Genomic DNA, 22,476 nt, shown 5'->3' with positions numbered 1-22,476 from the left:
GGTAAAGGGTTGATACACATGGAAACAGCAACGCCACTGGTAGGCATCGATCTGGGCACGTCCAACAGCGCGGTGGCCTGGTTTAATGACGGACGCGCCGCGCTGATTGCCGATGGCCAACAGCGTTTACTGACGCCGTCCGTCGTCGGGCTGGACGATAAGGGCCATTTAATTGTGGGGGAGGCGGCGAAAGCGCGGCTGGTGAGCCACCCGACCCTCACACATGCCAGCTTCAAGCGCTACATGGGCACCGATAAAATTTTTGCGCTCGGCGAACATCGCTTCCGTGCTGAGGAGCTCTCTGCCCTTGTGTTGCGCAAGCTGAAAGCCGATGCGGAAGTGGCGCTTGGCTGCGCCATCACTCGCGCGGTCATCACCGTGCCGGCCTGGTTTAACGATATCCAGCGTAAAGCGGTTAAAACCGCAGGCCATCTGGCGGGGCTTTCGGTTGAGCGGCTGGTGAATGAACCGACGGCGGCCTCGCTCGCCTACGGCCTTGCCGATAACCGCGAGCAAAAGTTTCTGGTTTTCGATCTTGGCGGCGGCACGTTTGACGTTTCCATCGTCGATATGTTTGAAGGCGTGATTGAAGTGCGCGCCAGCAGCGGCGACGCGCGCCTCGGCGGCGATGACTTCACCGATATCATCCGCCAGTGGATGCTCTCGTGTTACCCGCACTATCAGCCGTCGGGCGCGCAGGACGAAGCGCAACTGGTGGCAGAGGCCGAAAATCTCAAACGGCAACTGACGAACCAGGCGCAGGCGACCGCCACGCTCAATGTGGGCGGTCATGACATGACGTGGACGCTCGACAACGACACTTTAACGGAGATCTGCCAGCCGCTGCTGGCGCGCCTCAAACAGCCGGTCATCCAGGCGCTGCGCGACGCCCGCTTTGATATCAGCGATCTGGATGATGTGATTCTGGTGGGCGGCGCCACGCGTATGCCGGTAGTGCGTCAGCTGGCCGCGCGTATGTTTGGCCGCTTCCCGCGCGCTGAACTCAACCCCGATGAAGTCGTCGCGCTCGGCGCGGGCATCCAGGCGGGGCTCGCCAGCCTTGACGCCGCGCTGGACGACATCGTGCTGACCGACGTCATGCCGTATTCGCTTGGCATCGAAACGGCGCGTCGCAACGGCGAGCGCTATGACAGCGGCTATTTCCTGCCCATCATTGAGCGCAACAGCTTTGTGCCGGTCAGCATGTTCCGTTCTATTTCTACCGTTTACGATAACCAGCGCCAGCTTGAGATCGCCGTGTTTCAGGGTGAAGCGCGCCGGGTCGCGGAAAATATTCTGCTCGATAAATTTACGCTTGATGTTCCCGCGCGCCCGGCGGGCGAGGTGACGGTGGATGTGCGCTTCACCTATACCCTCGACGGCATTCTGGAAGTGGAGTGTAAAGTGGACGGCCAGGAGAGCGCGGCGTCGCTGGTGATTGAGCGCGCGCCCGGCAGCCTTAGCCCGGAAGAGATTAAGCAGCGGCTGGCGCAACTCGACGCCCTGAAAATTCATCCGCGCGATCGCACGGAGAACCGGCAACTGCTGGCGCAGGCGAGCCTGCGTTATGAGCAAACGCTCGGTGAAAGGCGCCATCTTATCGATCACTACAGCGCGCAGTTCGAGCAGGCGCTGGAGAGTCAGGATCTGCGCGAGATCGCGCTCGCACGCCAGGCGCTGGAGCAGATCCTCGCGCAGTTTGACGACGGATTGCGCTAATGGACGCCTGGACGGTACTCGGCCTTGAGCCGACCAAAGATAAAGCCGCACTGCGCCGCGCGTGGGCGAAAATCGTCAAACAGCATCGCCCGGATCAGGATCCGCAAAAGTATCAGCAGTTGCGGGAAGCCTATGAGGCGGCGCAGCGCTATCAGGATTATGACGACGAAGAAGAGGGTGAAGAGGCGGATGATGAAAACGTCATCACGTACCGCTTTACGCCGCAACCGCCATTAACGCCGCAGGAAGCGCCGCTGCCGCAGGCGGAAACCGTGGCCCTCGCAGACTGGGAGCCGCAGACGCTTAATGAACAAGCGCAGGCGCTCGCAACCACAATTGTGGCTGACGAGATGTCGGGCTGTCAGCAGTTAGAGGCGTTTCTGGCTGCCGGACTGCCGGATGCGCTGGCGGCACGTCGGTATTTCAGCGAGAGGCTTGCCGATGCGCTCTCTGAAGAGCAGTGGCTGACGCGCGGCATGCTGGAGCATGTGGGCAGAATCATGGGCTGGGAGCTTGATCACTACCGCAGCACGGCGCTACCTGACGTGCTGATCTGGGCGCTTGAGGCGCGTATCGCCACGACGGAAGAAGATTACCGGATGGTCGTGGAGCGCGGGCAGCATCAGGCGAGCTGGCTGTCGAAAGCCCGCTGGACGCTGATAAGCGAGCCGCAGGCGCCGCTACCCTGGTGGGGGCGTCTGTGGCCCGGATTTCTTGATGAGGCTCGCCAGCGTGTACACACAATGTGCAGCGAGCAACCAGGGTTATGGCAGCGGCTTAATCCGGTCATTATTGCGCTTTTATCTACGCCTGGCTGGGCGCTGTCACTCCATACCTTCATTTCTGTTATCTTCTGGGGCGGCGTGCTGGGGTTCCTGGCTCTCGACCCGCAGGTGACGGCGGTGGATGTCGGGATTGTCGGCGCGATAGTGGTCGTTTACCTGTTCGGCATACCTCATCTCTGGAACCGCTATCCAGAAAGCAGCCGTCAGCGGATCGGCATTCGTGTGGGCTACGTGTTGTTATCCGTCGCGTTACTTGCCCTTCCGGTGGGAGAGTTTGCGCGATATACCGTCGGGTTTTACCAGAAAAACCATGACATCTCGCCACTGGTGTATGTGGCGGTCATTATCGTGGCGGTGCTGGTGGTGTGTTTAAGACCGCATACGCGGTCCTGGTGGCGCTGGCCCATTGATATTATCTCCGGGCCGGTGGGGTTTCCTGTCAAGCTTATCAGTCAGCTTCCGTGGATCATTAACCTGTTTTTGATTCCGTTCGGCACTAAAGTGTACAGCGCGATGATAAGCAATATGATCGTGTTACTACGCCTTGGGCTCTGAACGCGCCGTACTGCGGCGCAGCGCCAGGTAATCGAGCAGACAACCCAGCGCGATACCGGCAAGCGCCAGTAGCATGCCTGCTTCAAGCAGGGTGACGCCGAAGGTCAACGCGCTCAGGCCGAGCGCGTTGCTGATGATAACCAGCAGCCAGACGCCAAGTACCGCGCAGCCGAGCAGCAGCAGGCGCAGCGCGAAGCGATAACCCGCCGGGTATGTCTGGCGGCGCAGAAACTCGCCGGTGTCGCGCGTATATTCCAGCGTTCCCCGGCACAGCTGCAACAGCAGAATGCCTGGCACGGCCGCGACGACCGAAAAGAGATAAAACGTCGGCCAGCCGTAAGCTTCCACAAACCAGCCCGCGACCGGACCGACATAAACACGGCCCACGGCTGAGAGCGCGGAAAGCAGAGCGAACTGTGTGGCGGAGAACGACTTATTACAGAGCGTCATCAGCAGCGCCACAAACGCGGCGGTGCCCATGCCGCCGCACAGGTTTTCAAAGAAGACCGCCGCGGCCATGCTCAGCAGATCTTTATCGGTTACCGACAGCAGCCAGTAACCGGCGTTCGAGACCGCCTGCAGAATGCCGAAAAGCATCAGCGCGCGGAACAGCGAGAGGCGCTGCATCAGCACGCCGCCGTACAGCGCGCCGAAAATCGTGGCGAGCAGCCCCAGCGTTTTATTCACCATCCCCACCTGGCCTGCGTCAAAGCCGACGCCGCGAATTAAAAAGGTGGTGGTCAGGCTCATGGCGAACGCATCGCCAAGCTTATAAAGCACAATCAGCAGGAGGATAAGCCAGGCGTTGTTGCGTCCGAAGAAATCGCGCAGCGGCGCGACCACCGCCTGCTCCAGCGTGCGCGGCGCGGGAATGGCCTCGTCGGGTTCAGGCGCAAGCCAGGTGGCGATAATGCAGGGAATAAGCAGCGCGGCCATCAGCCAGTAGGTGGCCTGCCAGCCGAGCCAGCGGTCAGCCATCCACAGCGCGAGACCGCCTGAAACCAGCATCGCCAGCCGGTAGCCCAGGACGCTTATCGCGGCGCCTGTTCCGCGTTCGTCTGCGGGCAGCACATCCGTTTTCCAGGCATCGAACACGATATCCTGAGACGCCGAGCAGAACGCAATCAGCACCGCCAGCGCGGCCATCCAGCGCAGATGCGTTGAGGGTTCCAGAAAGCCCATGGCGGCAATGGCGATCAGCAATAATACCTGCGTAATAAACAGCCAGCCGCGACGCCTGCCGAGCAACGGCGGCGTGTAGCGGTCCATTACCGGAGACCAGAGAAATTTAAAGACGTAAGCCTGACCGACTAAAGAAAAGAAACCAATAGTTTTCAGGTCGATATTCTCGACCGTCATCCAGGCCTGGAGCGTGCCGGACGTGAGCGCCAGCGGGAGACCGGAAGCGAAGCCGAGGATCAGTAAAATGGCGGTTTTCGGCTGCTGGAAAAGACGTAAATAATGACTGTGCATGGGCGGCCGTAAAAAAAGCGGCCCGGCGAACCGGGCCAGGAAAAACAAAGATGATTAACGCGCGTTCTGTTTGATGAACTCGTGGATGCTGGTGTCCTGCGCCATATCGGCGATGGTGTCGCTCAGCACGGAGTTAACGGCGTTGGCGATATTTTTATTGCTCGCCTGGAAAGCGCCTTCAACAGAATAGCTGGCGCGGTAGTTTTTGGTCATCTTATTGCCGGTTTTCGCGGTAGCGATGATAGAGATATCCGCTTTGGTGGCGATGTTGTAACGCACGTTGCCCTGCGACACGTCAGCATAGAGCTGGTTGACGATAATCTGCAGATCCACCGCGCCGCTTGGGCCAATCATATAACCGCGGGAGGTCATCTGTTTTTCCAGCACTTCCTGGAGCAGGAAACGCAGATCGCGGGATGCGGTTAGCGTGACCAGCTGGTTGTCGCGGGTGACTTTCGCCAGCGCCTGATCCTGACGCTGATCGGCGCCGTTGATGCTGACGGTTACACCCATCAGGCTCGGATCCTGCTGCGGCAGGGTGATTTTCGGGGAGACTTCAATGGTTGTCGGCGGCGTCGCGCAACCGGCCAGCATAAAGAGGGCGACGAGCGGGAAGAGTACTTTTTTTAACATGTTCAGGCTCTCAACGGTCCATGGGCAATAAAGAGGAAAATTCCCGCCATCATAGCATCGCCATGCGTGAGGGGAAGAGGCCAGGCGACTGAAAATAACGCAATGTCTTTTTTATGACCGCCGTCTGGCTTAGCGCTGTTACCGATTACCGTAAAACCGCGCTATCGGGCGCAAAGCCTGCCATAAAGCGAGGCGGCTGCAAAAGTTAAAATTGTGTTGTTTTTTGACAATGGAAACGGTAAAAGCGGCTAACCTTTAAAGTGATGGCTGCCATCGCAGCGTTGTCGAGGAGAGTCTTATGATGATACGCGAGCAGATCGAAGAAAAACTGAAGGCAGCCCTTGAGCCTGTCTTTCTGGATGTAGTGGATGAAAGCTATCGTCATAACGTGCCCGCGGGCTCTGAAAGCCATTTCAAAGTCGTGCTGGTCAGCGATCGATTTGTCGGCGAGCGTTTTTTAAATCGGCATCGCCTCATCTACAGCATTCTTAGCGAAGAACTGGCCTCGACGGTCCATGCGCTGGCGCTGCACACCTATACCCTCAAAGAGTGGGAAGGGCTTCAGGATACGGTCCTGCCTTCTCCTGCCTGTCGGGGAGCCGGCACGCTGGCCTGATCAATCACAGTTGCAACGTCGGGAGCTTTTCCAGTATGTTGCGCCAGCGGTAATAAAACGAAACGGCCTGCGTGGCCGTTTTTGTTTTGCCTGAATTTTGCGCGCTATGTGCATTTTTCAGTCGTAATTTTGCCGGGAAGTGTGAAAAGTGCCGCAATGCCTCGGCTGGCTTTTCTCGACTCCCCAAGGGGATGCCGCTATAATGCTGCGTCTTATTTTTCGGAATGTCTTCGGGACGATTCTGGCGACAGGGATAGTGTTTCTGCTAAAGAAGACGTCCCGGTTCTGCGAAGCGAATACCATAGGGCTTCCAGAGTTGACCGAGCACTGTGATTTTTTGAGGTAACAAGATGCAAGTTTCAGTTGAAACCACTCAGGGCCTTGGGCGCCGTGTAACGATTACTATCGCTGCTGACAGCATCGAGAACGCTGTAAAAAGCGAGCTGGTCAACGTGGCAAAGAAAGTGCGTATCGACGGCTTTCGCAAAGGCAAAGTACCGATGAATGTTGTTGCTCAGCGTTATGGCGCGTCCGTGCGTCAGGATGTGCTGGGCGATCTGATGAGCCGTCACTTCGTTGACGCTATCATCAAAGAAAAAATCAATCCGGCTGGCGCACCGAACTATGTTCCGGGCGAATACAAACTGGGCGAAGACTTCACCTACGCCGTAGAGTTCGAAGTGTACCCGGAAGTTGAGCTGCAGGGTCTGGAATCTATCGAAGTGGAAAAACCGGTTGTTGAAGTAACCGACGCTGACGTAGACACCATGCTGGACACCCTGCGCAAGCAGCAGGCTACCTGGAAAGACAAAGACGGCGCCGCTGATGCGGAAGACCGCGTTACCATCGACTTCACCGGCTCTGTAGACGGCGAAGAGTTCGAAGGCGGCAAAGCGACCGACTTCGTCCTGGCGATGGGCCAGGGCCGCATGATCCCGGGCTTTGAAGAAGGCGTTAAAGGCCACAAAGCGGGCGAAGAGTTCACCATCGACGTGACCTTCCCGGAAGAGTACCACGCGGAAAACCTGAAAGGTAAAGCCGCGAAGTTCGTCATCAACCTGAAGAAAGTTGAAGAGCGCGAACTGCCGGAACTGACCGAAGAATTCATCAAACGTTTCGGCGTTGAAGATGGTTCTGTTGCCGGTCTGCGCGCTGAAGTGCGTAAAAACATGGACCGCGAGCTGAAAGGCGCCGTGCGTAACCGCATCAAGTCTCAGGCTATCGAAGGTCTGGTGAACGCGAATAACATCGACGTTCCGGCTGCGCTGATCGACGGCGAAATCGACGTGCTGCGCCGTCAGGCCGCACAGCGTTTCGGCGGTAACGAGAAACAGGCTCTGGAACTGCCGCGCGAACTGTTCGAAGAACAGGCTAAACGTCGCGTCGTTGTCGGTCTGCTGCTGGGCGAAGTCATTCGTACCCATGAGCTGAAAGCTGACGAAGATCGCGTGAAAGCGCTGATCGAAGAGATGGCTTCTGCTTACGAAGATCCGTCAGAAGTTATCGAGTTCTACAGCAAGAACAATGAGCTGATGGACAACATGCGCAACGTGGCGCTGGAAGAGCAGGCGGTTGAAGCGGTACTGGCGAAAGCGAAAGTGACCGAAAAACCGACCTCTTTCAACGAACTGATGAACCAGCAGGCGTAAGCCCTTTCATCGTTTCACGACGAGGCACATGGGGCCCGTCACCGCAGGGTGACGGGCTTTTTTGTCACTTTTCCTACCCAAAAATGGCGGGTAAGGGGTGTTTCGGTGTTAGCGTAACAGCAAAAGATTGTTATGCTTGAAACAGGGCATCATTATCCCCATTAATGAAACAGTAAAAAGTGTACGACTGGCTGATAATCCGTCCGTAAGGTGTTTACCGGCAGGAGCATAGTCATCCTGTACGGTCTCAAGTAGAATCAGTGCAGCAGGTTACTCAGAATATTTATCCAGGAGACGGATATGTCATACAGTGACGAACGTGATCAATTTGCACCCCATATGGCTCTGGTGCCGATGGTTGTTGAACAGACCTCGCGCGGCGAGCGTTCTTACGATATTTTCTCCCGTCTGCTCAAGGAACGTATCATTTTTCTGACCGGCCAGGTCGAAGACCAGATGGCTAACCTGATTGTTGCGCAGATGCTGTTTCTGGAAGCGGAAAACCCAGAGAAAGACATCTATCTTTACATTAACTCGCCGGGTGGGGTAATCACCGCCGGGATGTCTATCTACGACACCATGCAGTTTATTCAGCCGGACGTCAGCACCATTTGTATGGGCCAGGCCGCGTCAATGGGCGCCTTCCTGCTGACAGCGGGCACGAAAGGGAAACGTTTCTGCCTGCCCAACTCGCGCGTAATGATCCACCAGCCGCTGGGCGGCTACCAGGGGCAGGCGACGGATATCGAAATCCACGCCCGTGAAATCCTGAAAGTGAAAGCACGCATGAACGAACTGATGGCGCAACATACGGGCCAGCCTCTTGAACAAATCGAGAGAGACACTGAGCGCGACCGTTTCCTCTCTGCAGGTGAAGCAGTAGAGTATGGTCTGGTTGACTCCATCATGACCCATCGTAACTGACGCCCGCCACGGGAGGGCCGCTATACTCATTAAGAGGTGGCCCTCGGTATCCTGGCGGCAGGCGCTGGTATTGGCATGGCGTTGTCGCGTGCGGCACTAAGAACAGAAAAGAGGTTTTGACTCATGACAGATAAGCGCAAAGACAGCTCAGGCAAACTGTTGTACTGCTCTTTTTGCGGCAAAAGCCAGCATGAAGTGCGCAAGCTGATTGCCGGGCCGTCCGTGTATATCTGCGACGAGTGTGTCGATCTGTGTAACGACATTATTCGCGAAGAGATTAAAGAAGTGGCTCCGCACCGTGAACGCAGCGCTCTGCCGACGCCACATGAAATTCGTAGCCATCTTGACGACTACGTCATCGGTCAGGAAAAGGCGAAAAAGGTGCTGGCGGTAGCGGTCTACAACCACTACAAGCGTCTGCGTAACGGCGACACCTCCAACGGCGTGGAGCTTGGCAAAAGTAACATTCTGCTGATTGGCCCGACCGGTAGCGGTAAAACGCTGCTCGCCGAAACCCTGGCGCGCCTGCTGGATGTGCCGTTTACCATGGCCGACGCCACGACGCTGACCGAAGCCGGTTACGTGGGCGAGGATGTGGAAAACATCATCCAGAAACTGCTCCAGAAGTGCGACTACGACGTACAGAAAGCGCAGCGCGGCATCGTATATATTGATGAGATCGATAAAATCTCCCGTAAATCCGATAACCCGTCCATCACGCGCGACGTGTCCGGCGAAGGCGTTCAGCAGGCGCTGCTGAAGCTTATCGAAGGCACCGTGGCTGCCGTACCGCCGCAGGGCGGTCGCAAGCATCCGCAGCAGGAGTTCTTGCAGGTTGATACCTCCAAGATCCTCTTTATCTGCGGCGGCGCATTCGCAGGCCTCGATAAAGTTATCGCTAACCGCGTTGAAACCGGCTCCGGCATTGGTTTTGGCGCGACGGTCAAAGGTAAATCGCAGAAAGCGACCGAAGGCGAGCTGCTGTCTCAGGTAGAGCCGGAAGATCTGATCAAGTTTGGTCTGATCCCGGAATTCATCGGTCGTCTGCCGGTGGTGGCTACGCTGAACGAGCTGAGTGAAGACGCGCTGATTCAGATCCTGAAAGAGCCGAAAAACGCCCTGACCAAACAGTATCAGGCGCTGTTCAATCTTGAAGGCGTGGAACTTGAGTTCCGCGACGAAGCGCTGGAAGCCATCGCGAAGAAAGCGATGTCCCGTAAAACCGGTGCGCGTGGCCTGCGCTCTATCGTAGAAGCGGCGCTGCTTGAGACCATGTACGATCTGCCGTCCATGGACGAAGTGGAAAAAGTGGTCATCGACGAGTCGGTGATTGCCGGCCAGAGCGAACCGCTGCTGATTTATGGCAAGCCGGAAGCCCAGCAGGCATCCGGCGAATAATTCGCCAGTTCCGACAATCAGTTAACATTAAATGGGGGAAATATTCCCCCATTTATTTTTCCTGCTTCCGTGCCGTTGAATGTCCGGGAAACATCCCCATATACTGAATTACTTAATTGGTGATGCCGTGAAGTGCGTTCACATGCGCCCCATCACCAGGCGGAAACTAAACTAAGAGAGAGCTCTATGAATCCTGAGCGTTCTGAACGCATTGAAATCCCCGTATTGCCATTGCGCGATGTGGTGGTTTATCCGCACATGGTTATCCCTTTGTTTGTGGGACGGGAAAAGTCTATTCGTTGTCTTGAAGCCGCCATGGATAATGACAAAAAAGTCATGCTGGTGGCGCAGAAAGAAGCCTCAACGGATGAGCCGGGCGTGAACGATCTGTTTACCGTCGGTACCGTGGCGTCTATTTTGCAGATGCTGAAACTGCCGGACGGCACCGTCAAAGTGCTGGTCGAAGGTTTGCAGCGCGCGCGTATCACCACGCTTTCCGACAACGGCGACCATTTCGCGGCGAAAGCGGAATACCTCGAATCCCCGGCTATCGACGAGCGCGAGCAGGAAGTGCTGGTGCGCACCGCGATTAGCCAGTTCGAAGGCTACATCAAGCTGAACAAAAAAATCCCGCCAGAAGTGCTGACGTCGCTTAACAGCATCGACGATCCGGCGCGTCTCGCGGATACCATCGCCGCGCACATGCCGCTGAAGCTCAGCGACAAGCAGTCGGTGCTGGAGATGTCCGACATCAACGAGCGTCTGGAATACCTGATGGCGATGATGGAATCGGAAATTGACCTGTTGCAGGTTGAAAAACGCATTCGTAATCGCGTTAAAAAACAGATGGAAAAAAGCCAGCGCGAGTACTATCTGAACGAGCAAATGAAAGCCATTCAGAAAGAGCTCGGCGAAATGGACGACGCGCCGGACGAAAACGAAGCGCTGAAGCGTAAAATCGACGCGGCCAAAATGCCGAAAGAGGCGAAAGAGAAAGCCGAAGCCGAGCTTCAGAAGCTGAAAATGATGTCGCCGATGTCCGCCGAAGCGACCGTGGTGCGCGGCTATATCGACTGGATGGTGCAGGTGCCGTGGAACGCGCGCAGCAAAGTCAAAAAAGACCTGCGTCAGGCCCAGGAAATCCTGGATACCGACCACTACGGCCTTGAGCGCGTCAAAGACCGCATCCTGGAATACCTCGCGGTCCAGAGCCGTGTTAATAAAATCAAAGGGCCGATCCTCTGCCTGGTTGGGCCGCCGGGGGTAGGTAAAACCTCGCTCGGTCAGTCCATCGCCAAAGCCACCGGTCGTAAGTATGTCCGTATGGCGCTGGGCGGCGTGCGTGACGAAGCGGAAATCCGCGGTCACCGTCGTACTTACATCGGCTCCATGCCGGGTAAACTGATTCAGAAAATGGCTAAAGTGGGCGTAAAAAACCCGCTGTTCCTGCTCGATGAGATCGACAAAATGTCCTCGGACATGCGTGGCGATCCGGCTTCCGCACTGCTGGAAGTGCTCGATCCGGAACAGAACGTGGCCTTTAACGATCACTATCTGGAAGTGGATTACGACTTAAGCGACGTTATGTTTGTCGCGACGTCCAACTCCATGAACATTCCGGCGCCGCTGCTGGATCGTATGGAAGTGATCCGTCTGTCCGGTTACACCGAAGATGAAAAACTCAACATCGCGAAGCGCCACCTGCTGCCGAAGCAGATTGAGCGTAACGCGCTGAAAGAGAATGAGATTGACGTGGATGACAGCGCCATCATCGGCATCATCCGCTACTACACTCGCGAAGCGGGCGTGCGTAGCCTTGAACGTGAAATCTCTAAACTGTGCCGTAAAGCGGTGAAACAGCTGCTGCTGGATAAATCGCTCAAACGCATCGAAATCACCGGTGAAAACCTGAAGGATTTCCTGGGCGTGCAGCGCTTCGACTATGGCCGCGCCGACAGCGAAAACCGCGTAGGGCAGGTGACGGGGCTGGCGTGGACGGAAGTGGGCGGCGATCTGCTGACCATCGAAACCGCGTGCGTACCGGGCAAAGGCAAACTGACCTACACCGGTTCTCTTGGCGAAGTGATGCAGGAGTCCATCCAGGCGGCGTTAACCGTGGTGCGCGCCCGTGCTGAGAAGCTTGGCATCAACAGCGACTTCTACGAAAAACGTGATATTCACGTTCACGTGCCGGAAGGCGCCACGCCGAAAGATGGCCCGAGCGCCGGTATCGCGATGTGCACTGCGCTGGTCTCCTGCCTGACCGGCAACCCGGTTCGCGCCGATGTGGCGATGACCGGTGAAATTACGCTGCGTGGTCAGGTACTGCCGATTGGCGGTCTGAAAGAGAAACTGCTGGCAGCCCACCGTGGCGGCATCAAAACCGTGCTGATCCCGGATGAGAACAAGCGCGATCTGGAAGAAATCCCGGAGAACGTGATTGCCGATCTGGACATCCACCCGGTCAAGCGCATCGAAGAAGTGCTGACGCTGGCGCTGCAAAACGCGCCGTACGGCATGCAGGTCGCCACTGCGAAATAGTGACCTGACGCAAGCGCACTGAGAAAAACAGGGCTGGTGAGTGCTTTCGCACTTGCCAGCCTTTTTTTGTATAGCTAATTTAGATTGCCGGTCCGGGGTGCCATCAACAACTCCTGTTGTAAGGGCATGTGAGGACTGTTATAACTGCTGCGCGGTCGCGTCGCGAAGGATTCCGGTGCGATATAAAATATAAAGAGAGGAAGAGAAGAGTGAATAAATCTCAACTGATAGACAAAATTGCCGCAGGTGCCGATATTTCTAAAGCAGCGGCTGGACGTGCGTTAGATGCTTTGATTGATTCCGTGACTGAATCTCTGCAATCCGGGGATGAAGTAGCGCTGGTTGGCTTTGGTACTTTTGCTGTTCGTGAACGTGCTGCCCGCACCGGCCGCAACCCACAGACGGGCAAGGAAATCACCATCGCGGCTGCGAAAGTTCCGGGTTTCCGTGCTGGTAAAGCCCTGAAAGACGCGGTTAACTGATCCTGTGGCTGGCGTTATCGCAGCCAGGGGATAAAAAACAAGGCGCATCGTCAGATGTGCCTTTTTTCTTTCTGGATGAGTAATCTGCCGATATGGGCTGACAACCGCCCCGGTTTCTTGTCACAATACGCCTTTGCGCGCAGCGGCCCAGCGGATGCCGCCACGTTTCTGTGCGAGTTCTACCTGTCATTCTACAGCGGAGTGTTGTTACACCATGATGGACAATTTACGCGCGGCGGCGAATCACGTCGTGCTCAAGATCATTCTGGGTTTGATTATCCTGTCATTCATACTGACTGGCGTGAGTAACTACCTGATTGGCGGTAACAGCAACTATGCCGCAAAAGTTAACGACCAGGAGATCAGCCGGGCCCAGCTTGAAAATGCGGTCAACATCGAGCGCAACAACCTCGAGAGAAGAATGGGCGACCGCTTCTCTGAGCTCGCTTCCAATGAACAATATATGGCCGAGCTGCGCCAGCGTGCGTTGCAGGGGCTGATTGACGAAGCCCTGATCGACCAGTATGCGCGCTCGCTTCATCTGGAGATCAGCGACGAGCAGGTGCGTCAGTCCATCTTCAAAAACCCGGCCTTCCAGAGCGACGGAAAATTTGATAATGCGCGCTACAACGCCATTATCACCAGTATGGGCATGAGCGCCGATCAATACGCGCAGGCGCTGCGGAACCAGCTCACCACCGATCAACTGGTCAGCGCCGTTATGGGCAGCGATTTCATTCTGCCTGGCGAAAGCGATCAGTTCGCCGCCTTGTTCGCCCAGCAGCGTCAGGCACGCACCGCGACCATTGTCGTCGATGCGCTGGCCGAGAAGCAGCAGGTTTCCGAGCAGGAAATCAAAGACTACTACCAGCAGCACGCCAACAACTTCCAGTCGCCTGAACAGTTCCGCGTAAGCTACATCAAGCTTGACGCCGCCGCGCTTGCAGAGAACGCCAGCGAAGACGAAATCCAGGCGTACTATGACAAACATCAGGATGAATTCGGCCAGCCAGAGCGCAACCGCTACAGCCTGATCCAGACCAAAACTGAAGCCGAGGCGAAAGCCATTCTCGCACAGCTCAAGCAGGGCGCGGATTTCGCAACGCTTGCGAAAGAGAAATCGGTGGATGTCATTACCGCCCGCAACGGCGGCGACATGGGGTGGCTGGAGCCAGGCACCACGCCGGATGAGTTCAAAAATGCCGGTCTGAAAGACAAAGGCCAGCTTTCTGACGTGATCAAATCCTCTGTTGGCTTCCTGATTGTGCGTCTTGACGACACCACGCCAGCCAAAGTGAAGCCGCTCTCTGAAGTGCATGACGACATCAGCGCGAAAGTGAAGCAGGAGAAAGCGCTGGACGCGTTCTTCGCACTGCAGCGTAAAGTGAGCGATGCGGCGAACAACGACAATGAATCGCTGGTCAGCGCGGAAAAAGCCGCTGGCGTGAAAGCGGTGGATACCGACTGGTTCAGCCGCGATGCGGTGCCGGTAGAGCTCAACTTTAAACCGGTTACCGACGCGGTGTTTGGCGGCAACCTGCTGGGCGCGAACGGTACGCCGGGCAGCAACTCTGACATCATCACCGTTGATGGCGATCGCGCCTTCGTGCTGCGCATTACCGATCATAAACCGCAGGCGGAAAAACCGCTTGCCGACGTCAAAGAGCAGGTCACCGCGCTGGTGAAACACCAGAAGGCGCTCAAGGCTGCGAATGAAGAAGCCCAAAAACTGCTGAGCGCGCTGAAAGCGGGCAAAGGGGACGAGGCGCTGAAAGCGGCAGGTATTGCCTTCAGCCCGGCGAAAACCTTTGAGCGCACTACTCAGGATACGCTGACGCAGCCCGTGTTCGCACTGCCACTGCCGGCGAAAGATAAGCCGAGTTATGGCATTGGCAACGACATGCAGGGCAACGTCGTGCTGCTGGCGCTGGATGACGTACGCAGCGGCACCATGCCGGACGCGCAGAAGAAAGCCATGGGCCAACGCCTTATCCAGAATAATGCGGAAATCGCCTTTGACGCGCTGCTGAAGGGCCTGCGTAAAGACGCCAAAATCAAACTTGGCGATGCGGGCACGGCACCACAGCAATAACGAGACGTCTCGCACAATTTTTGCAATTCACTGCAAACCCCAAAGGCCGCTTTCGCGGCCTTTTCCATTTCTGAAATCTGGCGTTTGAGCCCGTTTCTCTCTCCGCTTAAGGTGGCGGTGCTGTTAATAAACAAGGAGATCACAGCATGAAACGTGGAATCAACACTTTTTGTCTCGCCGTCGCGCTCGTGGGCGGCATCTTTTGCACCACAGCAACCGCCGCGCCATCAGCAGGCAAAGCGCAGGCGGAGCAGGTAAAAGAAAAACCGGCAGCCGCTGCGCCGCAGGCGAAGCCGGAAACGGCGCCTGAAACCCTCGAAGAAACCGTGAGTATTAATACCGCCACGGCGGATGAACTTGCGCAGGCGATGAACGGCGTTGGTAAAAAGAAAGCGCAGTCTATCGTCAGCTATCGCGAAGAGTATGGCCCGTTTAAGTCCATAGAGGATTTAAAACAGGTGCCGGGAATGGGCAATTCGCTTGTTGAACGCAACCTTTCCCGGATCCGTCTCTAATCGTTAATCATCCGTGCTTGCAGAGTTGAAAAACTTTGCCAGACTAAAGAGGTCATACCAGTGGTGTGGCCTCTGTTTTTTATATGACGCTGTATCCCCTACAAAAAAGAAAAGGTTTAAGCGCTATGCAGACTCAAATCAAAGTGCGTGGGTACCACATAGATGTTTATCAGCATGTGAACAACGCGCGTTATCTGGAGTTTCTGGAAGAAGCCCGTTGGGATGGGCTGGAAAACGATGAAAGCTTCAAATGGATGATGGCGAACAACATCGCGTTTATCGTCGTTAACATCAATATCAACTACCGGCGGCCCGCCGTGCTCGGCGATTTGCTGACCGTCACAAGTCAGGTAAAACAGCTTAACGGTAAAAGCGGGATACTAAGCCAGATCATCACGCTGGAGCCCGAAGGCGAGGTAGTCGCCGATGCGCTCATCACGTTTGTGTGTATCGATCTGAAAACCCAGAAAGCGCTGCCGATCGAAGGCGAACTGCGTGAAAAACTGGAAAAACTCACAGGGTAAATTCTGCAATCGTGGTGACTGTGCACGCCATCGTGGATTTATCGCCGCTGAAGATAAACAATCCGGTAGATGTTAACGGCCCACAAGCGTTGCTGAAAAACGCCTTCAAAATCAACAGGGCAGCCGTTCTTTAACAAGATGGGTTGTTGTAAAAATGTTGGTAGGATGTGGATGGCGAAAAAATCATAAGCAGTACAAAGGGTTACCGTTAGCTGTTCCCCGCGCGAGCGGGGATAAACCGTGTGGCACGATACAGGCACGCGGGGCGCGGGGCTGTTCCCCGCGCGAGCGGGGATAAACCGAAGTTTTGCCGTTAAATTACCCCCTCCAACGGCTGTTCCCCGCGCGAGCGGGGATAAACCGGAGCTGTTTGCTAACGCCCGGCGTTGCTTCGACTGTTCCCCGCGCGAGCGGGGATAAACCGCGGCGTCGTATTAACGCCACGGTCGCGCATAACTGTTCCCCGCGCGAGCGGGGATAAACCGCAGCCGTTTAAAGAGGTGGAGCAGCTCGCGAACTGTTCCCCGCGCGAGCGGGGATAAACCGGCCGAGCCCGTTACGGCGGCCATCGCCGTGGACTGTTCCCCGCGCGAGCGGGGATAAACCGGGATTATGATGAATAAATCATATGCATCTTTGCTGTTCCCCGCGCGAGCGGGGATAAACCGGTAATGACATCAATTTGTGCGCAAAAGGTATTCTGTTCCCCGCGCGAGCGGGGATAAACCGCCGGTGAGCTGTGCGAACAGCGCTTCAACCGCCTGTTCCCCGCGCGAGCGGGGATAAACCGTTAGTGAACATCATAAACATTATCAAAGAAAGCTGTTCCCCGCGCGAGCGGGGATAAACCGAACAGTGACGCTTTCAGAATATCGTCCACTTCCTGTTCCCCGCGCGAGCGGGGATAAACCGTCAGGGAGAAAAAATCTCAATATCAGGCAAGGCTGTTCCCCGCGCGAGCGGGGATAAACCGCTTCAGGTTTCCGACCTGCCTAACGCCATGCACTGTTCCCCGCGCGAGCGGGGATAAACCGTTTTGATTGAGTGCCTGGAATGCGGAAAAAAACTGTTCCCCGCGCGAGCGGGGATAAACCGACCGTAGAGCAGAACATCATTGCCCAGGTTGACTGTTCCCCGCGCGAGCGGGGATAAACCGGAGTGGTACGCGCAGTGCCATACCGCCGATTCCTGTTCCCCGCGCGAGCGGGGATAAACCGTACCAGCATATGACCATAACACCAGGTGACGTCTGTTCCCCGCGCGAGCGGGGATAAACCGTACTCGTCTGAGAGCTGCTGATTGCTGACGCTCTGTTCCCCGCGCGAGCGGGGATAAACCGGCGAGACACAATAGAGGCAGCAGGCAGTCAGTCTGTTCCCCGCGCGAGCGGGGATAAACCGCGCCTCAGGGTCATGTAGAGCCTTCGCCATCACTGTTCCCCGCGCGAGCGGGGATAAACCGGGCTGGCTGCTGCTGGCGAGCTGTGGGAAGAACTGTTCCCCGCGCGAGCGGGGATAAACCGTTTGCCGGCGGGATGCTGCTGGCCGCAGCGCTCTGTTCCCCGCGCGAGCGGGGATAAACCGGATTTATAAAAGAAGATGATGTTTATTTCAGGCTGTTCCCCGCGCGAGCGGGGATAAACCGATTTTGGAAATACACCAAAGCGCGGTGAAAAACTGTTCCCCGCGCGAGCGGGGATAAACCGGTTTCGCTTTAATAGAATCAGTACGAACAGCACTGTTCCCCGCGCGAGCGGGGATAAACCGCTGGCAAGATGCGCCAGCGCGCCGAGTGCGGACTGTTCCCCGCGCGAGCGGGGATAAACCGTACTGACAATAATTGCTGGCATATAAACCCCCCTGTTCCCCGCGCGAGCGGGGATAAACCGCCGGGATAATCCAGTCATTTACGGCGCCGCGTCTGTTCCCCGCGCGAGCGGGGATAAACCGCGAGATGCGCCTGATGCACGACGCCGGGCGGCCTGTTCCCCGCGCGAGCGGGGATAAACCGTCGGTCGGCTCGTCAGACAGCACGCTGAATTTCTGTTCCCCGCGCGAGCGGGGATAAACCGGCCTGGCGCGCTGCGTTCTGGCAAACCACCGACTGTTCCCCGCGCGAGCGGGGATAAACCGGGCGCGCAGTACCGGCGCAGGAGGTTGACCACCTGTTCCCCGCGCGAGCGGGGATAAACCTTTATTTCCGTTGCTCCTAAAACTCGCGGGAACCTGTTCCCCGCGCGAGCGGGGATAAACCGGCTTTCACGCAGCGGATAAGCTCGGCTCTGTGCTGTTCCCCGCGCGAGCGGGGATAAACCGAAATTTCGTGTGTACTCGACTCAGCTATCGCTCTGTTCCCCGCGCGAGCGGGGATAAACCGATCCGGATGACTGGCAAATCGTGGACACAGACCTGTTCCCCGCGAGAGCGGGGATAAACCGCGGCGCACCACGGCGTATCATCGTCTTTAATCCTGTTCCTCGCGCGAGCGGGGATAAACCGTATTCCTGGCGTGCCTGTTATTTAATAAATAGCAAACGCTCATGCATTGGCAGTAAATGATTAGTTTTAACATGCGTTTACATGAGTTGAATTTATTAAAGGAGAGCATATGTTTCCAACACTCGTGGCGGTGTTAGTCGGCGGCGGCATCGGCAGTGTAATACGCTGGGCTATCTCAAATCGTCTGAACAGTTTATTCCCGTTACTGCCTCCCGGCACGTTAGTGGCCAACGTTCTGGCTGGATTAATTATCGGCTTCGCAACGTTATTTTTTGTTAAATACGTACACGATGACGGCGCCCTGAAACTGATGATCACCACCGGTCTCTGCGGGGGTTATCCACGTTTTCTACCTTCTCAGAGGAGGTGTTCTCGCATTTGCAGGCCAGTCATTATCTGGCCGCGGCGACTGAAGTCACTGTCCATGTCGTGTTATCCCTGCTGGCGGTCTACGTTGGGTTTTTCCTTGCCTCATTAATGACCCGATAAAATGAACGGCCCTCATAACAGCGGTGGCCGTCCCGCTGACCACGATGTTATTGAAGCCTGAAGTCATCCGCGCTGATGGGAATAAACGCGCATCGGCAGGGGACGTTCATCACACCACCCTGAAAACGTTTTCCATGCTTTGTCATTTCCCCTCACATTCTTCAGCACCGTTTATACTTCAAAGCCATTGTTCAATTTTCAAGACTGCGCAACAAAGGAGAGGCTATGCGAGTACACCATCTCAACTGCGGTTGTATGTGTCCTTTGGGCGGCGCGCTGTACGATGGCTTCAGCAAAGGGTTGCACGCGCATCTCATCTGCCACTGCCTGCTTATAGAAACTGAACATCACGGGCTGGTGCTGGTGGATACCGGTTTTGGTTGCGATGATATGCGCCATCCTGGCCGCCGTTTGCCGCTCTTTTTCCGGGCGCTGAACAATATCCAGTACCGTGAATCATTAACGGCGCTGCATCATATTCAGGCGCTGGGCTTTAAGCCGGAAGATGTCCGCCACATTGTGCTGACGCATCTGGATTTCGACCACGCGGGCGGCATCAGCGATTTTCCGCACGCGCAGGTGCATTTAATGCAACGGGAAATGACGGCCGCAGACGGGCGCGACACGTGGCTTGACACTGCGCGCTATCGTCCGGGGCAGTGGGGCAACCGTTCCGGGTGGCATGGATACCAGGCGCATGGCGAGCCGTGGTTTGGTTTCAGCGCCGTGCGCTCGCTTGATGGCCTGCCGCCGGAAATTTTATTGATCCCGCTGCCGGGACATACGGAAGGGCATGCGGGCGTGGCGATTGATACGCCGCAGGGCTGGTTGCTGCACGGCGGCGACGCCTGGTTTTATCGCGATGAAATGGCGGCAGATCCGCACTGTACGCCGGGCCTGCGTTTTTATCAGTGGATGATGCAAAAAGACAAAGCCGCGCGACTGGCGAACCAGAAACGTTTACGGCTTCTGGCCGCAGACGCCAGCGCGGGCGTGCGACTGTTTTGCAGCCACGACGCCCGCGAATTTGAACGTATCAGCGGGAAAAAGCTGGCTATTTAAGCCCGGTTTTCTGCTTCATCGCGGCCATAATGGCAGGCTTAGCGGCCTGATACTGACTAAGCCCGTTGGCGCGCAGATGGCAGGCGGCGCATTCGCCGCAGCCATCGCCCTGAATGCCGTTATAGCAGGTCAGGGTTTGCTGGCGGATGACATCAAGCTTGCCCCAGTAATCCGCGAGCGCCCAGGTTTCGGCTTTATTCAGCCACATCAGCGGCGTTTCAAAGCGTACGTCGCGCGCCATTCCGAGCGCGACGGCGTGATTCAGCGCTTTAACAAACTCGTCGCGGCAATCCGGGTAGCCGGAAAAATCGGTCTCGCAGACGCCGGTAATCACCGCTTCCGCCTGCACCTGATACGCGTAAATCGAGGCCAGCGTCAGGAAGAGAATATTGCGGCCAGGCACGAAGGTGCTCGGCAACCCTTCGGCGTTAGGATCGTAATCCGGCACCGGGATGCTGTCGCGCGTCAGGCTGCTGACCGCGAGTTCATTAAGCAGCGTGACATCCAGCACTTTATGCGCTCGCGCGCCCAGCGATGCGGCAAGGGCGCTGGCGACATCAATTTCCGCACGATGGCGCTGACCATAGTCAAACGTTACGCAATGCACTTCATCGTATTGATGTAACGCCTGAATCAGGCAGGTGGTGGAGTCCTGGCCTCCGCTGAAGACCACAACGGCACGTTTCATAAAGCCCCTGTCATTGAATAGCAAAACCGTTATGGTAGCGCCGCACTGGCGCGTCCACCAGCTTCTTGCGGCGGCGGCAGCCACGCGCGGCTGAAATCAAACCAGCCGAGCGCGTTAAGTTCGATGCCGTTCACGCCCGGCGGCGCGCTTATCTGGTAGCGATAGTTAAAGAGCGGGGTGATAACGGCGTCGTGCATCAGCGTCTGATACACCTGGCGCAGCGCCGCGTGACGGCTCTGGTCATCCGGATGGCTTTGTACCGCATCAAGGGTGGCTTCCAGATGCGCCCGCTGCGGGCCCGTTAACAGGTGTCGCCAGAGCGGATCGCAGCGTAACCACTGCTCCAGCGTATATTCCGGCGCTTCGCCAATCAGCCGATCGCCCATGACGATATCCGCCTGCGCCAGTGGCGTGCAGCCGTCCCAGTTTTTCGCCTGATGAAAATGCAGCGTCAGGGCGCATCCGCGCGCCGCCAGGTCGTGTTGAAGCTGACGGGCCATCACCGGCAATTCGACCGGCAGGTGATAGACCAGCGTCAGCGACGGCGGCAGCGGCGGGGGAGGCTCGTCGGGCCATTGCGGAAGATGCCAGCCGGGCAACAGTTCATGACTGGGCGTGATCAGATGCTCGTCGAGCGGCAGACTATCTATCATGCCGCTGCGATGAATGAGTTGCATCAGCCAGCGCGCCTGCGCGCGCGACAGCCGCCCGTTTTGCCGGATACCGAGATAGCAGAACCCAAGGCTGACACTGTTGCTCACGGGGCGCAGATGCACCAGTTCTTCCTGCTGCCCGATGGCTATCTGCACCGGGTGGCGACAGCTGGTGCCCAGCGCGCTGTCGAAGAGATCCGGCGTTATCCAGTACTCAACCGCATTCAGCAAAGGGTGCCCGAGATGACAGCGGTCGTGGCTTTCAATGCGCACCAGTTCAGGCGAAAACGTGGCGAGCCGGAACGGCCCGCTGCCGATCGCGGCGTCCTCCGGGTGGGCCAGATAACAGCCATGGCTGGCAAGCCGCCACGCCAGCCAGTGATCCGGGCGCGTGAGTTCAAATCGCAGGCAGTGTTTGTGCTCCACTGCGATCTCTTTGACGCTTGCGAACAGCTGGCGCAGCGTCTCAAGCGACAATAACTGTCGCAGCCGCTGCTGGAGTTGCCAGGCGTCGATGGGCTCATGATTGTGCCAGTGCAGGGTGGGGCGCAGATAAAACCGCCAGTTCAGTCCGTCCGGCGAGACGCTCCAGTGGTGCGCCATATCGCCTTCGGGACGCGCGGTGTGGGGGTTAAAGCGCGTCAGCCCGCTGAAGATTTGCCGGGCCAGATGCTGTTCGGCGCGGCCAGGCGAAAAGCCGGGCCTCAGCGGCTCCAGCGGACGGTAATAAGGAATGCGCAGCGTGGGCGTATCGTTGTGCCACTGGCCGCCCAGAAACGGGTGCAGCAACTGGCGCAGTTGCCCGGACGCGAGCTGGGCCAGCGCCAGGGCATGATGAGGCTGCCCCTGGCGTAACACGGTTTCCATCATGCCAGCGCGCACGGTATGCGGCGACACCAGAAAAGTAAGCTCGCCCCGTTTGCCGCGGCCCGACTGCGCGCGCCAGCGCAACCAGCCCTGTTGCTGGAGCTGACCCAGCAGCGTGCGGACATGACGTTCGCTGCAAAAGCAGCGCGCGGCAAGCTCTGCGATGGTCACGGCCTGCGGCGCGCCCTCCGAGGGCTGCCACAGCCGCTGAAACTGATTGAGGCGGTTCAGAAGGCGCATATCAAAACCCGGAACAATTTTTCGTAACTATTCACTATTAGTTCCGTATATGCCAGGCAATACTGCAAGTCAA

Annotated in this window: 16 protein-coding genes, 1 pseudogene and 1 CRISPR repeat array; of the genes and pseudogenes, 13 read left to right on the top strand and 4 right to left on the bottom strand. The window is 57.0% G+C overall.

Going from position 1 to position 22,476, the window contains the following annotated elements:
- Positions 1-18 precede the first annotated feature (18 nt).
- Both AB8W27_RS15735 and AB8W27_RS15730 read left to right on the top strand, forming a co-directional pair.
- On the top strand, positions 19-1,719 hold the full coding sequence (locus AB8W27_RS15735) for a molecular chaperone HscC (RefSeq protein ID WP_041924114.1): 1,701 nt from the start codon (positions 19-21) through the stop codon (positions 1,717-1,719).
- On the top strand, positions 1,719-3,059 hold the full coding sequence (locus AB8W27_RS15730; RefSeq protein ID WP_012815535.1) for a J domain-containing protein: 1,341 nt from the start codon (positions 1,719-1,721) through the stop codon (positions 3,057-3,059). The genes AB8W27_RS15735 and AB8W27_RS15730 overlap by 1 nt, the downstream gene beginning before the upstream one ends.
- Here AB8W27_RS15730 and ampG read toward each other — a convergent pair.
- Both ampG and AB8W27_RS15720 read right to left on the bottom strand, forming a co-directional pair.
- The gene (gene ampG, locus AB8W27_RS15725; RefSeq protein ID WP_012815536.1) at positions 3,042-4,532 is read right to left on the bottom strand and encodes a muropeptide MFS transporter AmpG; all 1,491 of its coding nucleotides are present in this window, start codon (positions 4,530-4,532) and stop codon (positions 3,042-3,044) included. The two genes, AB8W27_RS15730 and ampG, sit on opposite strands and share 18 nt — an antisense overlap.
- A gap of 54 nt (positions 4,533-4,586) precedes the next feature.
- Positions 4,587-5,165: a lipoprotein gene (locus tag AB8W27_RS15720; RefSeq protein ID WP_012815537.1), complete on the bottom strand. Its 579-nt coding sequence runs from the start codon at positions 5,163-5,165 to the stop codon at positions 4,587-4,589.
- Between the two features lie 298 nt (positions 5,166-5,463).
- On the opposite strand from AB8W27_RS15720, the gene bolA reads away from it, so the two are divergent.
- The 11 genes and pseudogenes from bolA to AB8W27_RS15665 all read left to right on the top strand — a co-directional run bounded on the left by bolA (position 5,464) and on the right by AB8W27_RS15665 (position 19,955).
- On the top strand, positions 5,464-5,781 hold the full coding sequence (gene bolA, locus AB8W27_RS15715) for a transcriptional regulator BolA (RefSeq protein ID WP_007766384.1): 318 nt from the start codon (positions 5,464-5,466) through the stop codon (positions 5,779-5,781).
- Between the two features lie 350 nt (positions 5,782-6,131).
- Entirely contained in the window at positions 6,132-7,430 is a 1,299-nt protein-coding gene (gene tig, locus AB8W27_RS15710) for a trigger factor (RefSeq protein ID WP_007766391.1), read from the top strand.
- Between the two features lie 300 nt (positions 7,431-7,730).
- Entirely contained in the window at positions 7,731-8,354 is a 624-nt protein-coding gene (gene clpP, locus AB8W27_RS15705) for an ATP-dependent Clp endopeptidase proteolytic subunit ClpP (RefSeq protein ID WP_004387730.1), read from the top strand.
- 123 nt (positions 8,355-8,477) lie between these two features.
- Complete coding sequence (gene clpX / locus AB8W27_RS15700) at positions 8,478-9,752, top strand: ATP-dependent protease ATP-binding subunit ClpX (protein WP_007766392.1); 1,275 nt, start codon at positions 8,478-8,480, stop codon at positions 9,750-9,752.
- A 186-nt stretch (positions 9,753-9,938) separates the two neighbouring features.
- Positions 9,939-12,293 (top strand): endopeptidase La, encoded by a 2,355-nt coding sequence (gene lon, locus AB8W27_RS15695; protein WP_007766396.1) that lies wholly within the window; start codon positions 9,939-9,941, stop codon positions 12,291-12,293.
- Positions 12,294-12,502: 209 nt separating this feature from the next.
- A complete protein-coding gene (hupB, locus tag AB8W27_RS15690) occupies positions 12,503-12,775 on the top strand; it encodes a nucleoid-associated protein HU-beta (RefSeq protein WP_007766399.1) in 273 nt (90 codons plus the stop codon).
- A 214-nt stretch (positions 12,776-12,989) separates the two neighbouring features.
- Positions 12,990-14,867: a peptidylprolyl isomerase gene (gene ppiD, locus AB8W27_RS15685; RefSeq protein ID WP_041923264.1), complete on the top strand. Its 1,878-nt coding sequence runs from the start codon at positions 12,990-12,992 to the stop codon at positions 14,865-14,867.
- Between the two features lie 146 nt (positions 14,868-15,013).
- Positions 15,014-15,382, top strand: coding sequence for a helix-hairpin-helix domain-containing protein (locus AB8W27_RS15680; RefSeq protein WP_041923265.1), 369 nt, complete (start codon positions 15,014-15,016; stop codon positions 15,380-15,382).
- A 125-nt stretch (positions 15,383-15,507) separates the two neighbouring features.
- Positions 15,508-15,906 carry a YbgC/FadM family acyl-CoA thioesterase gene (locus tag AB8W27_RS15675; RefSeq protein WP_012815543.1) on the top strand — a complete coding sequence of 133 codons (399 nt, stop codon included), beginning with the start codon at positions 15,508-15,510 and terminating at the stop codon, positions 15,904-15,906.
- A gap of 212 nt (positions 15,907-16,118) precedes the next feature.
- A CRISPR array of direct repeats spans positions 16,119-18,404; the repeat unit is 29 nt; unit sequence CTGTTCCCCGCGCGAGCGGGGATAAACCG.
- A 109-nt stretch (positions 18,405-18,513) separates the two neighbouring features.
- Positions 18,514-18,893: pseudogene (gene crcB, locus AB8W27_RS15670) on the top strand (fluoride efflux transporter CrcB).
- A gap of 225 nt (positions 18,894-19,118) precedes the next feature.
- A complete protein-coding gene (locus AB8W27_RS15665) occupies positions 19,119-19,955 on the top strand; it encodes an MBL fold metallo-hydrolase (protein ID WP_071820267.1) in 837 nt (278 codons plus the stop codon).
- Here AB8W27_RS15665 and queC read toward each other — a convergent pair.
- Both queC and AB8W27_RS15655 read right to left on the bottom strand, forming a co-directional pair.
- The gene (gene queC, locus AB8W27_RS15660; protein WP_012815547.1) at positions 19,948-20,643 is read right to left on the bottom strand and encodes a 7-cyano-7-deazaguanine synthase QueC; all 696 of its coding nucleotides are present in this window, start codon (positions 20,641-20,643) and stop codon (positions 19,948-19,950) included. The two genes, AB8W27_RS15665 and queC, sit on opposite strands and share 8 nt — an antisense overlap.
- Before the next feature lie 29 nt (positions 20,644-20,672).
- Positions 20,673-22,403 (bottom strand): SgrR family transcriptional regulator, encoded by a 1,731-nt coding sequence (locus AB8W27_RS15655; protein ID WP_041923266.1) that lies wholly within the window; start codon positions 22,401-22,403, stop codon positions 20,673-20,675.
- Between the last annotated feature and the right edge of the window lie 73 nt (positions 22,404-22,476).

The organism is Cronobacter turicensis, assembly GCF_041222865.1.
GTDB classification, from domain to species: domain Bacteria; phylum Pseudomonadota; class Gammaproteobacteria; order Enterobacterales; family Enterobacteriaceae; genus Cronobacter; species Cronobacter turicensis.
Note: the sequence above shows the minus strand (reverse complement) of the source record. Positions and strands in the feature narration are given on the sequence as shown.

Coding starts and splice junctions, on each gene's coding strand:
- AB8W27_RS15680 (WP_041923265.1), top strand. CDS start 15,014: ATGAAACGTGGAATCAACACTTTTTGTCTCGCCGTCGCGCTCGTGGGC.
- queC (WP_012815547.1), bottom strand. CDS start 20,643: ATGAAACGTGCCGTTGTGGTCTTCAGCGGAGGCCAGGACTCCACCACC.
- AB8W27_RS15655 (WP_041923266.1), bottom strand. CDS start 22,403: ATGCGCCTTCTGAACCGCCTCAATCAGTTTCAGCGGCTGTGGCAGCCC.
- tig (WP_007766391.1), top strand. CDS start 6,132: ATGCAAGTTTCAGTTGAAACCACTCAGGGCCTTGGGCGCCGTGTAACG.
- AB8W27_RS15675 (WP_012815543.1), top strand. CDS start 15,508: ATGCAGACTCAAATCAAAGTGCGTGGGTACCACATAGATGTTTATCAG.
- ampG (WP_012815536.1), bottom strand. CDS start 4,532: ATGCACAGTCATTATTTACGTCTTTTCCAGCAGCCGAAAACCGCCATT.
- lon (WP_007766396.1), top strand. CDS start 9,939: ATGAATCCTGAGCGTTCTGAACGCATTGAAATCCCCGTATTGCCATTG.
- bolA (WP_007766384.1), top strand. CDS start 5,464: ATGATGATACGCGAGCAGATCGAAGAAAAACTGAAGGCAGCCCTTGAG.
- AB8W27_RS15730 (WP_012815535.1), top strand. CDS start 1,719: ATGGACGCCTGGACGGTACTCGGCCTTGAGCCGACCAAAGATAAAGCC.
- ppiD (WP_041923264.1), top strand. CDS start 12,990: ATGATGGACAATTTACGCGCGGCGGCGAATCACGTCGTGCTCAAGATC.
- AB8W27_RS15720 (WP_012815537.1), bottom strand. CDS start 5,165: ATGTTAAAAAAAGTACTCTTCCCGCTCGTCGCCCTCTTTATGCTGGCC.
- clpX (WP_007766392.1), top strand. CDS start 8,478: ATGACAGATAAGCGCAAAGACAGCTCAGGCAAACTGTTGTACTGCTCT.
- AB8W27_RS15735 (WP_041924114.1), top strand. CDS start 19: ATGGAAACAGCAACGCCACTGGTAGGCATCGATCTGGGCACGTCCAAC.
- clpP (WP_004387730.1), top strand. CDS start 7,731: ATGTCATACAGTGACGAACGTGATCAATTTGCACCCCATATGGCTCTG.
- AB8W27_RS15665 (WP_071820267.1), top strand. CDS start 19,119: ATGCGAGTACACCATCTCAACTGCGGTTGTATGTGTCCTTTGGGCGGC.